Origin of the sequence: Chryseosolibacter histidinae (assembly GCF_018598225.1) — a bacterium.
Lineage (GTDB): Bacteria > Bacteroidota > Bacteroidia > Cytophagales > Cyclobacteriaceae > Chryseosolibacter > Chryseosolibacter histidini.
Genome location: NZ_JAHESF010000004.1, coordinates 273562 through 288749 on the forward strand (window position 1 = coordinate 273562; position 15188 = coordinate 288749).

General features: G+C 51.3%; 7 protein-coding genes. 3 read left to right on the forward strand and 4 right to left on the reverse strand.

All coding sequences use genetic code 11. The annotated features are described in order from the left end of the window. Positions 1 to 11 precede the first annotated feature (11 nt). The gene (locus KK083_RS06050) at positions 12 to 3431 is read right to left on the reverse strand and encodes a SusC/RagA family TonB-linked outer membrane protein (protein WP_254161710.1); all 3420 of its coding nucleotides are present in this window, start codon (positions 3429 to 3431) and stop codon (positions 12 to 14) included. 392 nt (positions 3432 to 3823) lie between these two features. Between KK083_RS06050 and KK083_RS06055 the strand changes: the two genes are divergently transcribed. Both KK083_RS06055 and KK083_RS06060 read left to right on the forward strand, forming a co-directional pair. Next, positions 3824 to 7981: an AAA family ATPase gene (locus tag KK083_RS06055; protein ID WP_254161711.1), complete on the forward strand. Its 4158-nt coding sequence runs from the start codon at positions 3824 to 3826 to the stop codon at positions 7979 to 7981. 160 nt (positions 7982 to 8141) lie between these two features. Further along, complete coding sequence (locus tag KK083_RS06060; RefSeq protein WP_254161712.1) at positions 8142 to 9314, forward strand: acyltransferase family protein; 1173 nt, start codon at positions 8142 to 8144, stop codon at positions 9312 to 9314. Between the two features lie 181 nt (positions 9315 to 9495). Here KK083_RS06060 and KK083_RS06065 read toward each other — a convergent pair whose 3' ends face one another. The 3 genes from KK083_RS06065 to KK083_RS06075 form a co-directional block, all read right to left on the reverse strand. Further along, the gene (locus KK083_RS06065; protein ID WP_254161713.1) at positions 9496 to 10362 is read right to left on the reverse strand and encodes a DUF8428 domain-containing protein; all 867 of its coding nucleotides are present in this window, start codon (positions 10360 to 10362) and stop codon (positions 9496 to 9498) included. Between the two features lie 79 nt (positions 10363 to 10441). Next, the gene (locus KK083_RS06070) at positions 10442 to 11812 is read right to left on the reverse strand and encodes an ATP-binding protein (RefSeq protein ID WP_254161714.1); all 1371 of its coding nucleotides are present in this window, start codon (positions 11810 to 11812) and stop codon (positions 10442 to 10444) included. Further along, a complete protein-coding gene (locus KK083_RS06075) occupies positions 11809 to 12492 on the reverse strand; it encodes a response regulator transcription factor (protein ID WP_254161715.1) in 684 nt (227 codons plus the stop codon). The genes KK083_RS06070 and KK083_RS06075 overlap by 4 nt, the downstream gene beginning before the upstream one ends. A 362-nt stretch (positions 12493 to 12854) precedes the next feature. Here KK083_RS06075 and KK083_RS06080 point away from each other — a divergent pair, with 362 nt between their 5' ends. After that, positions 12855 to 15071, forward strand: coding sequence for a monovalent cation:proton antiporter family protein (locus tag KK083_RS06080; protein WP_254161716.1), 2217 nt, complete (start codon positions 12855 to 12857; stop codon positions 15069 to 15071). Positions 15072 to 15188 lie beyond the last annotated feature (117 nt).

Consider the following 15188-nt stretch of genomic DNA (forward strand, 5'->3'; position numbering starts at 1 on the left):
GCTTAATGTTTTTAGAAGGTCAACTGAAGTCCCATTGACGCGCTCTTGAAAGCGGGCACACCCACGCCGGTACGACCACCGTTGTAGCTGGTGTCATCCCTCCACATGGACACTCCGGAAATTACTTCGGGATCGATCGGAAGATCTCTCAGGTGATCGAAGGTGAAGAAGTTCTCCAGCGATCCGTAAACACGCACTTTGTTCAGGTGAACTCTTTGCGCCAGGGGCTGGGGTAAAGTGTATCCCAGGGTGATGTTCTTGATCCTCAGGTAAGCCATGTTGAGCAGGTACCGTGACTGAGGTTGCATGTTCAAAGTAGTGCTGCTGCCGGCGAGGTTATAAGGCCTCGGATAGAAAGCGTCTGTGCGGTCTTCGCGCCAGAAGTTGCCGGCGATCGCCTGTGGCATAGCACCGTCTGCTGCGTTAAATCCGGGAATGGCCAGGAAGCCTTCGCCCCAGATCTCCCGCTTACCGATGCCCTGCAGGAAGATGCTGAAATCAACACCTTTGAAGTCTGCTCCGGCACGGAAGCTGTATTCGTAACGTGGTGTCGAGTTGCCGATCACTTTCAGGTCACCATGATCGTCAAGTGTTCTCTTGCCATCGTTGATCACACCGTCTCCGTTCAGGTCTTTGAACTTCACGTCGCCAGGTCCGAATACGAAGTTACCCGACTGGAGCTTACCCTGCGTTGCACCGTTCTCATCGGCGAGCTGGTAAACATTAAAGCCGTCAGAAGAAACCACTGTAACGAGTTTACCGTCCGAGCCATAGATGAAGTCTTCCTTCTGGTACAGGCGGTCGGTTTCATATCCCCAGATCTCGCCATACGTTCTGCCAACATACCATGACGGGCTGGTAACGGTACCGATGCTGGTGGTGCTGCCGTATTTGGTGATGGTGGTCACCGCATCAGCAAGCGTTGCTACAAAATTCAGACGCAGGCCGTTGTCAAACTGGTGAGTGTAGTCAAGCTGGAGCTCGATACCTTTTGTTCTCAGTGAACCGAAATTGCTCTGCGGTGCAAGGTTTCCAAAAGTTGCCGGAATACCTTCCTGAGGAACGATCATATTTTCAGTGTCGCGCCGGAACCAATCGAAGGCCAGGCCTAAAGCACCGTTCATCACACGCACATCAGCGCCGAGGTCGAGTGTTGTGATATCCTGCCAGGTAACTGACGGCGACACCGCCTGAGGCGTGCTGTATCCTGATGAAGGAGAACCGAACTGGAACAGTTTGGCACCGTTGATGATCCAGTTGTTCAGGCCACCATTGATGGTGGGCATGTACAGGTTGTTGGGCACCGACTGATCACCGATGGTACCCCACGATGCACGCACTTTGAACTCATCGAGGAAAGAATCTGCAAAATCCATGAATGATTCTTCGTTAACACGCCAGCCCGCAGAGAACGAAGGGAATGTTCTCCAACGGAGGTCTGTCGGGAATTTCGAAGTTCCATCGTACCTGAGGTTGGCTTCCAGCAGGTATTTTTCTTTGAAGTTGTAGTTAACACGGCCAAAGAATCCCAATTGAGAATCCCATGCTTCGCCGCCGCTGGACGTTTGTGTTCCGCCGGCCAGATCGAACTGTGGATTGGTGTAGTCTGCCAGTGCTGTAACCTGTGACCAGTTGTAGGCGGTTTTATATCCTACCCTGTTCATACCCACCATGAATTTGATGTTCTGGACCTCGTTAAGATTCAGATCGTAGGTAGAGTACAGGTTGACGGTGTTCCGCTGGCTGTTGGCCGAATAACGGTAAACGTGGTCGGGGTTCGAGCCAGCAGCAGTATAAGTAGTCTGATTCAGTTGGAAAGCAGGAACTGCATCCGGATCGGTAGAAGGTACTTCCTGACCGGCACTGTTCACATAGATCCTGTTCCCGTTTGCATCGAGCTTGGGTACCGCTGCGCTCCATGAGTCTCTGCCCGTAAAGCGGGTACCGGGCCTCTTGGTGATATATTCTTCGTTGGCGTGGTTGTAATCGAATTTGATCGTCCAGTTCTTCGTCGGTGTGAGCGTGAAGCCTCCGTTGAAGTTTCCATAATTGGTTTCCTGGAATGCGGTGTTAGCAGCTTTCATCTCGGAATAGGGGCTCCGGATCGGCTGGCCATCTTCTGTTCCAATAGGATACGTGGCGGCCCAGCGATAGAGGTACAACCAGGGATCGGCAGTGGTTGAGTTGGTGGCGTACGGATAGTTCTTGATCCGCTTTGAGTAAAGTGCTCCGTAGTTGATCTTCAGCCACCTGTTGATCTCCGTACCCAACTGAATAGAAGCATTGTAGCGCTGGAAGTCATCCTGCTTGGCGGGTTTGATCAGACCAGTCTGGTCAGTGAGACCTAAACCGATATTATAATTGGTTTTTCCGCTCAATCCATTGATCGATAAATTGTGGATCTGAGTAGGTGCCCACTCTCTGATCATGTATTCATATGGATCGTACATCCGCAAGCCGATCTTACGGTTATTGGCATCTACATACCAGTCGCGGCCATACAACGTAGGATCGTTGGGTTTAACAACGCTGCCCCACTGCTCCTGGTATTGTTTCGCCCTTTCATATCCTTCGCGGGTTACATAATAGAATGCACCTGCTACTGTACCGTTGATACGTTCAGTGGCAAGAAGCGTGTATTCCATACCGTCTAGCCCGGCCATTTTCATATCCTTGGATATGTTCTGGAAAGAAAGGTTTCCCTGGTAAGAAACTGTTACGCCTTCTTTTTTAGCGCCTTTCTTTGACGTGATGAGGATCACACCGAACGCAGCTTTCGCTCCATAAATAGAAGCAGACGCCGCGTCTTTCAGCACCGAGATAGACTCGATGTCCGCAGGGTTTACCAACTGAATAGAAGGGATCTCCACGTTGTCCAGCAGGATCAAAGGTGCAGAACCTCCTTCCATGGAGCTGAACTGGCCCCTGATGCGGATACGGGGATCTGATCCTACTTCACCGCTGGGGATAACGATATTCAGTCCGGGCGTTGTGCCCTGAAGACCACGGCCTGCATCGGCGATCGGCCTGGACTCCAGCACCTTTGTATCCACAGTTGCTACCGCGCCGGTAAGATTTGTTTTCTTTTGGCTTCCATATCCTACCACAACCACTTCGGCAAGGCTGGCAATGGATTCTGTGAGGGCAACATTCACAACAGAAGATTCGCCTACCTGCTGCTCGAGCGTTTCCATACCGATGAAGCTGAACACCAGCACATCGCCTGACTCTGCTTCTATGGCGAATTTGCCATCGCCATCAGTCACGGTTCCTTTGGACTGGCCTTTGATGGCAACCGTTACGCCTGGCAGTGCCGAATTGTCACTCACCGCGGTGACAGTTCCGGTTACCGCCCGCGACTGGGCAATACCCTGAAAATGGAATAGGAGAAACCCTATCACCCACAAAGAACTTCGTAAAAAAAGTTTCATGATTAAATGGTTTAGTTTATGAAAGGTTTGTTAAGCGTTTATAAAGTTTAGGTTAATGAGTTCCGTACGTCAGAGGAAAAGAAATCTTAGCAGGCTGGCTCACTCAAAACCTGATTTCGCGAGGGTGCGAAAACCTGCTGCCGTGGGTCGTTCGGGCAAGGGGTAGTGCGATTCGGAGAAAACAAAATGAGTTTTGAAGTCCATTTTGCGTTAAAGCCAGTGATAAGATTATCGGTTTTAAAATTTCAGAATTAAAGACGGAGTTGCATCCCCGAAAACGGTGATTTGGCATGTCACTGTTTTTCGTCTGGCGCGAAAATCGATCGCCCGACCAGGCCTTCACAATGCGCACTGAATTCAGTAACTTATGCCCCTTTTGAGCTATTCCCCGAATGCTGTCTGACAAGATCACCGGTATTACACCCCGCCTGGCTGCCGACTTCACCAAAGATGGGCGATGGATCAGGCTGGAAAGCTTCGTAGACAAGATGCTGACCAACCATGAGCAGGATCTGTGTGGTGTTTTATTGTCAGGGTATGCCGGCATCGGCAAAACGTACTTCATCGAGAACTACCTGAAGCGGTATGAGCTCACACATCCGGTGCTCATCGCAAGACACCGCGAGCAGAATGCCGCCATCCCTTACTTCGGTTTCAAGCTCGCCATCTCCGATTTCCTTTTTAATATCTGCAACAGGTCGTCGCGCAACGAGATCGACAGCTTTACCGCAAGCCTCAAGGAATATTTCGGTCCCGCTTTTCCACTGCTCCTCGAATACATCCCCGAGGTCACCATTCTCACAGGCGAAGACCATCACACCGGCCAACGTTATACACTGAAGATCGAGAACCAGCTTTTCTCGCTCATGCAATCACTCTTCAGTTTCCTGGCCGACTATTTTAAAAACCCCGTCTTCCTCTTCACAGACGATGTGCAGTGGATGGATGCGTCTGGTATCAACCTGCTCAAACATTTGCTGCTGCAGCTGCCGGCCGACCGTATCATCTGGATCGGTGCCTACCAGGAACACCACAGCAACATGAATCCGCTCTACCACATGGTGGAGGAGCTGCGGCTGGAGAAAAAGCACGTGGAGGGTATCCTCATCAAATATTTTACACAAGATGAGGTGCGCACGGCGATGGAAGATATTCTCGGTAACACCTGTCACCACGAGCTGGTGGACGTCTGCTTCGAGGTGAGCGACGGCAACCCCTCGCACCTGCACGCGCTGCTGGAGAGTTTGAAGACCACAGACCTCATCTGGCTCGAGCAAGCCGAATGGAAATGTAACAAGGAGGCCGTGAAGCTCCGGTACAATGTCAGGAGGACAGATAAAAATATTCTCGACAGGCTTAGCGAAGTATCGGCCATCACCCGCGAGATGCTGCTGGTGGTGTCGTGTATGAAAGCCGTTCACATAGCGGTGCTTACAGACTGGCTGGGCGGTGATCATACAAAGCTCAACGAGTTGTTCACAGAAGCGGAACAATCGGGACTGCTGGCGGGCGAGGGTAACAGCTACCGGCTCGCTGAAGCTTTTTCGGCGGAAGTCATCTATAAGAACATCCACCCCGAACGGAAAACGGCCATCCACTACAGCATCGCCAAATTACTCTATAACCGGATCACGCAGAAACTGACTCCCGATGAGTTCATACTGATGACCCAGCAGTTCGATCTGGCGCTGGGACTGGTACGGAAGAACAACGAGCAGCAGCTTTGTGCGGACCTGAATTACCTGGCAGGCAATTATTCCAAGCAGGTGGGGGCCCTTGCCCAGGCGCAGTACTTCTTCAAGCTGAGCGCCGATCTGCTGAAAGAATGTAAGTGGGATCAGACCGCCGAACAGATCTACCTCGTTTACATGGAGCGCGCCAAGCTCGAATATCAGCTGGGAGAGTTCGACCTTGCGGAGATCCACCTCGATTACCTGATCGAGCACATCAAAGACATTCACAAACGCGCCAAGGCGTTCGAGCTGAAGATCATCATCAACAACCACCTGGGCCGTTACCGCAAGGCCGTGCAGATCCTGAAAGAAGGCCTTCACGAGCTTAGCCTGGACCTTCCCCTCGAAGACGACCTGCTGCACCGCGAAGTAGAGCAGCTGAAAAAATTTCTGGTCGACAACGGATCGGGCGCTGGCAACATGCTGGCCACAGAAGAGAACTCCAAAGACCAGAAGGCCATCCTCAAGCTGCTTTATGTGGGTGGCATGAGTCTGCACCATACATCAGACGTGCTCATGACGTGGGCCGCGTTGCAGATCATACACCGGTCTGGCAAAACAGTGATCTCCGAAGAAAAGGCGATCGGTTATGTTTCCTATGGCCGCATGCAGATCATCGCAGACCAGATCGACAAAGGTTATGAGTTCGGTTTAAAGGCATTGGAGATCAACAATACACTGGGCGACATCTCGCTGCGCTGCAGGGTATACGGTGTTTATGCATTTTACATTCAGCCGTGGAAGAAAGCTTTTCATGCCAGCATGGAGTACATCAGGCAGGGACGTGAAGCTGGAAAAAAGGCGGGAGATTTTATCGGCAGCTACATCCTCAACACACACCAGCTGAACCTGCACATCCTGTCGGGCCTGCCGCTGCACGACATCATGAAGCTGGAGCTCGAAGAGACCCACCCCGAAGTAGAGCTTACGTATTATATCACCCACTACCAGAAAAACCTCATCAAGTTCCTCATCGGCGAAAGCACCATCTTCTCCATACCACGGCTTCAGCCCTCATGGCTCGCGGCCAAGTTCACCATACAAGAAGAAAAATTTTACCGGAACCACGTGTGGGCACGCTACTACCTGCTGTTCGGCTATTATGGACTTGCAGAGAATGCTGCGCGTGAAGCCGACGCGAACCGGAAATTGCAGGAGGGGTCGCCGATGCTTCCGGCCAACTATATGATCTGGTTCCTGGCCATCACCCAGCACTGGTTCAACTATAAGGCTGACAGGCAGAAGGCGTTGCGCCCCGTGCTCGGTGTAATACTGGCGAAGATGGACCTGTGGCGCACCCATGCTCCTGAAAATTACAGCTCCTACTGGTGGCTGCTGAACGCCGAGCTGATGCGGATCGAAAACAAGCAGGAGCAGGCCTTGCAGCATTATAACGATGCGATGAATACGGCAGGCTCGAACATCTACCAGAGCGCCATGATCGCCGAGTTCAGGTTCAAGTACCTGCTCACCAATCCGGGCAGGCGCAAGGAAGCCCAGTCAGCGTTGCTTCAGGCGCAGGACCTCTATAGACAGTGGGGAGCAGTAGCCAAGGTGAACCAACTGGCACAACAGTACAGGGCGATGATGCCCAGGCAGCATACCGTTGCGCCCGACATCAGCATCGAGATGATCCAGCATGAGCTGAGCGGCGACCTCGAGATAGAGTCGCTTGTGAAAAAACTGATGGTGTTGCTGCTGCGGATCTCAGGGTCTACCGCCGTGGTGATCGAGTCGGTGGAAATGAATGGCGACTTCAAAAGACTGGGAGATTTTTCACTGCTGCCGATCGAGGGCAGGGGCAGCAACGAAGAGATCGGGTTCATCCGCCGCAACAAGCTGCTGCAGGCCTACAGGTCGCAGAAGCTTGTGGTGATCAACAATGTGCAGGCCGATGAATCGTTCAGGAACGATCAGCTGCACCGTGGCCGGGATGTGCAGTCGTGTATCATTTTGCCCGTGACCATCCGCGACCACCATACACTGATCATTTACCTCGAAAATGTTTTCGCCGCCAACTGGTACACCGAGGAGATCATCAAGTGGATCAGGATCACCGCCAACCAGGGCGCCGTGATCATCGAGAACGCGCGCATCCATGAAGTGACACTCAAGCTGAATGAAGAGATCCGCGAAAAAATGTCGGAGAAAGAACGCCTTGCCAGCGAGATCCAGAGTCAGCGAGACCTCCACCTCAAGGCGCTGGTGCAGACCCAGAACAACGAACGTAAGCGAATAGCAGGCGACCTCCACGACAGCCTCGGCTCCATGCTGTCTAGCGTGAAGCTCAGGTTCAATAGCTTGCAGGATGATTTTGTGAAGAACCTGCCCGACAAGGCTGTTCGGTTCAACGATACCATCAAGCTGCTTGATGACGCCGTGCACGAGCTCAGGAGAATCACACACAATATGTTGCCCGTTTCCCTGAGCCGTTTCGGATTGAAGCCTTCCCTGCAGACGTTTGTCGACCAGGTGAACGTGGACAAGCGCCTGGTTGCCGACCTGCAGATCCTGGGCCTCGAGCAACGCCTCGACGAAGAGCTGGAGGTAAGCATTTACCGGATCTGCCAGGAGCTGGTGCAGAACGTGATCAAACACGCAGCGGCAACCACGGTACGCATTCAGATCATCGATCACGAGGATGTCATCAACCTGATCGTGGAAGACAATGGCCAGGGTATGGTCTGTGATGAGATCAACGCCGGCCTCGGCTTCACCACCATTGAATCGAAAGTAAAATTATTCAAGGGCACATTCTCCATAGAAAGCCAACCCGGCAAGGGTACCATGGTACTGGTGGATATTCCGAAGGTTTGAAGTTTCAGGTTAAAGGTTTAAAGTTTCAGGTTGAGCTGATTCGAAAAGTGTGCGAGTGTGCATTTGCACCCTGGAAACAGTAACCGTATCTTGCCTAACCTGAAACTCAAAACTTTAAACTTCGAACTTTAAATTTTAAACTTTAAACTTCCTTCGCGTTATGCAAGCCCTTGCCGAAATACAAAGTCCCGGGTCTGGGTTACAGACCAAGGCAACCCGTTTTCTTTCCCTCGATGTTTTCAGGGGGATGACCGTTGCCGGGATGATCATGGTGAATACGCCCGGAAGCTGGTCGTACGTGTATGCGCCGCTCCGGCACGCGCCCTGGGACGGATGCACCCCCACGGACCTGGTGTTCCCGTTCTTTCTATTTGCAGTGGGTAATGCGCTGAGCTTCTCCATGTCGAAGTACGAGGCCCAGGGAACCGGCAAGGTGCTTCAGAAGATCTTCACCCGCACGGCCCTGATCTTTGCCATTGGTTTGTTCCTGAACTGGTTCCCGTTTGTTCGCTTCCAGGACGACGCCTACGTTTTTAAACAGTTCGAGAGCCTTCGCATTTTTGGTGTGCTGCAACGCATCGCGCTGGCATACATGGGTGGTGCGTTGATCGTACATTTTTTCAAACCGCTGAAAGCATTCATCGCAGCCCTCTCGTTGCTCGTGCTCTATTGTATCATTCTGGTGACGTTTGGCGACCTCACGCTGGAAGGCAATGCTGTATTGAAGCTCGACCGCTGGCTCATCGGTGAAGCCCACATGTATCATGGATACTTCAGCAAGGTGCTGAACGAGAATATCGCCTTTGACCCCGAAGGATTGCTGAGCACTATTCCAGCCATGGCATCCGTGGTCTTCGGTTTCCTGGTAGGAAAATTCATCAAAGAGAAAGGAAGCTCTTACGAGATGATCACACACCTGCTGGTGGCTGCGATGCTCTCTCTGTTTGTGAGTCTCTGCTGGGACCTGGCGTTCCCCATCAACAAACCGATCTGGAGCAGCTCTTATGTTTTTTATACCACAGGACTGGCCATGATGGTGTTATCGTTCATCCTGTTTGTGGTTGAAATGAAAGGACGCCGTAACTGGACCAACGCTTTTGTGCTCTTCGGAAAAAATCCGCTGCTGATCTATGCACTGTCAGGCATCATCGTCAAGATCTATGGTTTGATCCGTATTGACGACGGCGGTGCCTACGGCGCCATATACCGCTACGTATTCCAACCCATCGGCGGCGACTACTTCGGCTCCCTGCTCTTCGCCCTGGCGCATGTGGCGTTGTTCCTGCTAGTAGGATGGTTCCTGGATAAGAAGAAGATCTACGTTCGAGTTTGAAAAGGAGTAAGAGCAAGTAGTAAGTAGTAAGGAGAAGAACCTTGTTAAACTCAATGCTTTGATCTTCGAAGCACTTCTCCTTACTCCTTAATTCTTACTCCTTACTCCTTTTTCTCCTCATAAAGAAATAAGGCCAACCTTCAACTGAAGATTGGCCTCCTGAAAAAAATGCAGGGAAGTTTTACCTGAGCTTCACATTCAAACTTCCTGCATACAGGTTCTCACTTAAAATTTCAACCCTGTAAACACCTGCTTTCAGTTTTCTTTTGGGAATATAGACCACCTGCACTTTCTGTGGTTTGGCGGATGTGCCTGAGCCGTCAGTGGATGCAACATAATTCTCATCGGTATTGAGCACGTTGGATGCAATGGTCCCTTCGTCGGCATCCAGTGGCCTGCCCTGGGGATCGACCACCCGGAAGCTCAGATTTCTGAGACCGGCCGGCACTTCGAAGTTCGCGATGAGCTTTTTCGTTCGGCGCGCGCTTACCGTTAGTCTTTCATGTTTGCCTTTCACTGCCTGAAGCTGCGATTGATCGATGGCCGCAAGCATCGCTTTGTTCAGCTCGTCGTTCAGGAGCCTGTTACGTTCCTGCAGCAGCGCCACCGTGTTGTTCAGTTCCTGGTGCTGTGCCTGAAGCGTTGTGTAAGAAAGCTTCATGTCTTCCAGCTGGCGCTCGAGGTCTTTTTGCAGCGCGATGAGCTCCTCTCGCTGCTTTTTCACCTGCTGCAGCGAAAGATTCTGCCTTTTCATACGATCGTATTCCGATTCGCGGGCTTTCAGGCGGGCTTCTGTTGCCTGCACAACGTTGTTGAGTGCATCATTTTTATCTTTTAATGCGAACAATTGGTTTTTGAATTTGTCGAGGTCTTTTTCAAGCAAGAGCTTTTCAGATAAAAGCGCTTCAGATCTCAAACGTTCGTTGTTCAACCCTCCTTCCAGGGAACGGTTTACCCGTTTTGTGTTCAATAGCCAGAAAAGGCTTGCCACCAATAGCGCGGTAGTTACCACCGCCTGTGTTTTGGAACTACTCCATGTGCTCATCATATCATCGTTTAATGATACAAATGAACGGGTGAGATATAAGGGCGGAATTAATCCAGCATTAAAAGGAAATTAAAAACCCTCAAAGGGTGGTTGGGAATCTCACCGTAAACCGCGTTAGCTCGCCCGATCTTTCATCGAGGGTGATGCTGCCGTTGTGCAGTTTCATGATGCGTCCTGCCAGCGACAAGCCGATGCCGTGTCCTTTGATGTGCGACGTACTTTTGCTTCTGTAGAACGGTTCGAAAATGCCGGCAGCGTCTTCGGCACTCATGCCAACACCTTTGTTTGCAAACTCCACCAGGATGTGTGACGTGCCGTGCGAGCGCAGCGTTACCACTACTTTATTGTCAGTGGAGTATTTGCAACCGTTATCCATCAGGTTCGAAAAAACAACCTTGATCAGCTGTGCATCACCATGGATCACAAGCGATTCGTCGCTCAGCGTGATATCGAACGCAATGTGAATGTTGTATTGCGGATGTGCTTTCAACAGGTCTTCCTTCGCTTCCCAGAGTATTTCGTCGATGCGCAATGGGTTACGGCGCTGTTGCGGATTGTCCGAGCTTGCCTGTGCCAGCAGTAGCAGCTGCGTGGAAAGTTGACTCAGACTTTTGGCGTCTTCCAGCAGCGACTTGAGCACTTTGATATAATCTTCCCGTTCGCGCGGTTGCAGCAGGGTCACTTCAATTTCTCCGGCAATGGCAGTGATCGGTGTCCGCAGCTCATGCGAAGCATTGGCGATGAAGTTCTTCTGCGCCATGAACGCGGCCTCGAGCCTGTTGAGCATCAGGTTGAAGGTCTGTGCCAGCTTTGCCAGCTCGTCTTTACCATTGCCTTCCCTGAGCCGGAGGTTGAGACTCGCCGCCGAGATGTTATCAACTTCGTTCACAATGTTGGAAATGGGACTCAACACCTTTCCGGCATAGATCCATCCCGCAACAGAGATCATGATCAGGCTCACAGCGAAAACAACAATGAGGATCTGCCTGAGATTCTCCAGTTTTCTAAAACCATTGGTGTCGGTGGCAGCGGCTATCACCGTAAAGCGATCGTACTTGTACGCAAACATGAACCCAAGCACTTCGAAGTTCTTGTAAGTAAAACGTATATCATCTTCAAGACGGATCTGGTTCAGCAGTGTGCTGTCTACAGGCAGCTCGCCATTCTGATCCGAGCTGTAGAGCTCCTCGTTTTTGAAGTTGAAGATCCGGATGCGTTCGTTCGGCAGGTTGATGGGGTTATCCCTTTCGATCCTTTTCAGCAGCGCAAGGTCTACCTCGTCTACTTCAATGAGCAGCTTGGCTGTGTTCTCGGCTTTGTTCCGCAGGCGCATGTAGAAGTCGTGCTCCCGGTAATCGGCAGAGAAAAAATAGATGGCCAGCGACACCGCTGTGAGTATGACCATCACGATCATCACAAATATCAGCGTAAGCTTGGTGCGGATCTTCATGTTTGCTGACTCAGAATGTATCCCAGGCCGATGCGGGTATGCAACAGCTTGGGCTCGAACTCACGGTCGATCTTCTTTCGCAGGATGTTGATGTACACCTCCACCACGTTGGTGCCGGTGTCGAACGTAACGTCCCATACTTTTTCGGCAAGCTCCGCGCGCGCGATCACACGCCCCTTGTTGCGCATGAAATATTCCAGCAGCATAAATTCTTTGGCGGTGAGGTTGATCTCCTTACCCGAGCGAACGGCAATTTTTTTGTCGATGTCGAGCTGCAGGTCTGCAAGCTTTAACACCGTGGTGCCAGATGTACCTGCCGCTTTCGATCTGCGAGACAACGCCTTGATGCGGGCCACGAGCTCGGCGAACTCGAAGGGCTTTAGTAGATAATCGTCGGCACCGGCTTCAAACCCCATGACCTTATCTTCAGTGGTGCCCAACGCGGTCAGCATCAGCACAGGCATGTCGGGCCGCTTTTGTTTGATCACCTTGCAAAGCTCAATGCCATTAACGGCCGGTATGATAATATCCAGCAAGATCACGTCATAAGGCCTGGACAGCGCGAGCCTTTCTCCGGTAAAGCCGTCATACGCCAGCTCAACTTCATACGACAATTCTTCCAGCCCTCTTTTGATGAAGGATGCAACCTTTTGTTCGTCTTCAATTACAAGGATCTTCATAAGGGTGTTCCTCCAGGTAAACGGCTTTTTTCACTTAAAAGTGCGAATCTTAACACAGGTGAAAATATAAAAACCCACCGGCATGGCCGCAGGTGGGCTTCTATAATGAAAAAGTAACCTGTAAAACTAATTAACCATTTTACGTGCACAAAGGTAGACCGGCGAGGTGAAGGTTTGTCGAAAAGCAGATTAAAACGGCATTAAAATTAAAAGATCCCGGGTTCTGCTCCCGGGAATTTTTTGATCTTTAAGCTTTTTGCCTTTGAATACGCCAGTTGATTGGCCTTGCTCACGTCGCTGTCGTTGGGTATGCCATTTTTGCATTGTAAATTAAAGAAGGGATCTACTCCCGTGAATTCAGGATGACACATCTACCACACATTGTTGCCGATCTTGGGCTTATTCTGGCCGTGGCCGGATTAACAACCCTGGTCTTTAAAAAGATCAGGCAGCCGGTGGTGCTCGGGTATATCCTGGCAGGCCTCCTGGTAGGCCCGCATGTTACGCTTATCCCAACCGTTGTAGACAACGAAGCTGTCAGCACATGGTCCGAGATCGGTGTCATCTTTCTGCTGTTCAGCCTGGGCTTAGAGTTCAGCTTTAAAAAACTTGTGAAGGTGGGCGGCTCCGCGTCCATCACAGCGCTCGTGGAGATCATCCTCATGATCGTTGTGGGTTATGTTGTGGGCCAGTTTCTCGGATGGTCGGCGATGGACTGTATTTTCCTGGGCGCCATTCTTTCCATGTCGTCTACCACCATCATCATCAGGGCGTTCGACGAAGTAGGCGCGAAGACGAAAAAATTTGCAAGCCTCGTTTTCGGCATCCTCATTGTAGAAGACCTTGTGGCTATTTTGCTGATGGTCTTGCTCACCACCATTGCCGTGAGCCAGCAGTTTGCCGGCGGTGAGCTGGTAAGGCAGATCGTGAAGCTGGTCTTTTTCCTCATCCTGTGGTTCCTGGCCGGCATCTTCTTCGTGCCCACCTTCCTGAAACGCACTACTAAGTTGCTCAATGACGAAACGTTGCTGATCATTTCCATCGGCATGTGCCTGCTCATGGTAATGCTGGCTGTGGAGGTCGGGTTTTCAGCGGCGCTGGGTGCTTTCATCATGGGATCGATCCTCGCCGAAACAACACAGGCCGAACGCATCGAGCACCTTGTAAAATCCGTCAAAGACCTTTTCGCGGCGGTCTTCTTTGTTTCAGTCGGCATGATGATCGATCCGCAGATCATTGCAGCATACTGGTTCCCGATCCTGGTGGTGACACTGGTTACCATCTTCGGCAAGTTTGCAACGTCTGCCATCGGCGCATTGTTGTCGGGGCAATCACTGAAGCATGCTGTTCAGGCAGGTATGAGCCTGGCGCAAATAGGGGAGTTCTCGTTTATCATTGCTTCGCTGGGTGTGTCACTTAAAGTGACCAGCGATTTTCTTTACCCCATCGCGGTAGCAGCCTCTGCGTTCACGACTTTCACCACGCCTTACCTCATCAGGTTCTCCGGCTCGTTTTACAATTTCCTGGAGAAACGCCTCCCGCAAAAATGGGTCACAAGCCTCAATCGTTACAGCTCCAGCACGCAGCAGCTTTCCGGTTACAGCGACTGGAAGATCCTGCTCCGCGCTTACACCATCAACCTGGTGATCCACTCCGTTATTTTGATCGCCATCATCATCCTGTCGCGTAATTTCCTGCTGCCGTTCATCCTGAGCACCTTCGGCCACGATGTCGGCGCCATGAGCATTGCCGTTGCCATTATTCTCATGCTGATGACTCCGTTCATATGGGCGTTGGCCATCCGCAGGATCCAGCGCGAAGCCTATGCCAGCCTCTGGCTCAACCGCAAGATCAACCGAGGCCCGCTGATCATGCTCGAGATGGTGAGGATCATCGTGGCGGTGCTTCATGTGGGATTTTTGCTACACATCTTTTTTTCGGCTTCCGTGGCTTTTGTGATCGCCCTCACGGCCATGGGTCTTGCCATCGTCATCTTCCGGAACAAGCTTCAGTCTTTTTATGACCGCATCGAACGGCGGTTCCTGTATAACCTCAATGAAAGAGAAAACCTTAAAGTTGCGAAGCCTGAGGTAACTCCGTGGGATGCACACCTCGCCGATTTTGAAGTGATACCGGAGTCGGCACTGGCCGGCAAACAGCTTCATGAGCTTGGCTTGCGTGAGTTGTACGGCATCAACATCGCGCTCATTGAAAGGGGAAAGCTCAGCATCCCCATCCCCGACCGCCACGCACGCCTGTTCCCCGGCGACAGGATCTCCGTGATCGGCACAGATGATCAGCTTCAGCGCATCAAAGGCCTGTTCGAAGAAGCTGATGGCCTTGAAAGTGAATCACAGAAAACAGGCATCGGCCTTCACAATTTTACCGTCTCCAAATCATCGCCACTGCTTCACAAAACGATCCGCGACTCCGGCCTTCGTGCTGCAGGTTTGGTAGTAGGCCTCGAACGCAATAACGAACGTATCCTCAACCCTGACTCTTCTATGTTGCTGGAGGATGGAGACATCTTATGGGTTGCTGGGAATGAGGAAAAGCTTCGGCAGCTGGTAGATCATTAAAGAAAAGGAGTAAGGAGTAAGAATTAAGGAGTAAGGAGAGAAACTCCGTATCGAAGATATGATGAAATGGAGCAGGGATGCTTATAGTGTAGCTCACTACTGCACTGATTCGGAGCA